Here is a 1,436-nt window from a genome sequence, read left to right as displayed (position 1 = left end):
AGTTCAAAGAGCGCGACCGCTAATAAGGTTTCTGCGACAAACAATAGCTCGAAATGGGCATGGTGATGCGCCTCGGATTCGGAGTGGCATTTCTCGAAAGCCAATTCCTGTTTGGCGGCGCGAAAGAACACTTCGATGCGCCAGCGCTTGGTATAGGTTTGCACCACGTCTTTCGGTACATCGTGGCGATTGCTGATCAACAAGTATGCGCCTTTGTAAGTGGCCGGATCTTCTCCTTGTTCCGCTTGAATCGAGTCCAATTCCGTGATGAGCTCATCTTCCTTCAATCGCATGGCAACAACAGCAGCCACCGGAACAAAGCGTTGCTTGGTCACTTGCTTTCCTTTCCGATTCACCGTGATGTATGGACGCTTCATGTAGATGCCCGGAATCGAAATAGAACTGAGGCCGGATGTTGCTTGACGCGTCAATTCCTTAAAGACTTCACGGATCAGCATGACTGGAGTCAGCGGCACGTAACGTTCCCGACGGGTGCCAGGTTCGATGACCTTACGAAACAAAGCGGTATTGCGCTTGGCCTTGGTGACCCAATCAAAGTGATTCTCTTCAAGGAACGTAAAAAAATGCTTGCACAGGTACCAGCGATCCATGGCTACCCACAACCGGCACGTAACCGATTCACGCAGCATGAGCAGCATTTGCTTGGCTAGATCGATTTTAGTTAGACCTTCTCCTTTCGTTTCGGGCTTGTGCCAGATCCGGTACAACAATGGATACTCCAATCCGCTTTTCAGAACGGCATGCAGGACCACTAGATTCGTTGCCCAAACATAGGCTTTGGTGGAGTGGTCATAGAGCCAGCTCAGAAACGGAAGCCGTTTGGCAAAAGGATGTGCACTGTGGGTGTCATCGAGATTCACGACATCCCCATCGGCAAGCGCAGTCAGAGGATCTTGCTGCAAGCGCTCGACACGTTTTTGGGCAAACGTCGTCCATGCAAAGCCCTTTGTAAAAAAGCGGCTTAAGGTGTACTGTGCAAGTTTCCAAGGCTGGAACATCGCCTTCAGCAAGGCGTCTTTGTCGGCCATCTGCGCCATCTGAACGACGGAGGAGCAATTGGAAACGAGACCGACAACATAGAGGAAGCAAATTAACCAAGAAGGAGTGCCATTGCGCTTCATAATGCCGGATTGAGTAAGCAGCAGAGAGAAGTCGAATCGATCCCACAGGCTCTTCAAAATGGGAGCTCCGGCACATTCGCTGTGATTCAGTTCTTTGAACCTCGGTTTTTGTAGCGCTGACATTGGGAAACCACCTATAATCTTGAAGATATACCCTATGAAAAAGGTATCCTCGGCGATTATGGTGGCGTTTCGGAAAAGTCAAGATATTTTTTCTTTATTTATTGAAATGTTTTCGAAAAATTTCGGCATGACTATGATTACCAGTTACTGACTTGAACTGCATAAGTCATG

1 protein-coding gene is annotated in these 1,436 nt (G+C 48.7%); it reads right to left on the bottom strand.

Annotated features, from left to right (window positions below; all coding sequences use genetic code 11):
- Nucleotides 1-1,265, bottom strand: a 1,265-nt coding sequence (locus tag IDH45_RS34545; RefSeq protein ID WP_223837263.1) for a transposase, incomplete at its 3' end; no start/stop codon positions are given.
- Between the last annotated feature and the right edge of the window lie 171 nt (nucleotides 1,266-1,436).

Origin of the sequence: Paenibacillus oceani (genome assembly GCF_014705615.1) — a bacterium.
Classification (GTDB): domain Bacteria; phylum Bacillota; class Bacilli; order Paenibacillales; family NBRC-103111; genus Paenibacillus_AB; species Paenibacillus_AB oceani.
This window is presented reverse-complemented; position numbering and strand designations above follow the sequence as displayed.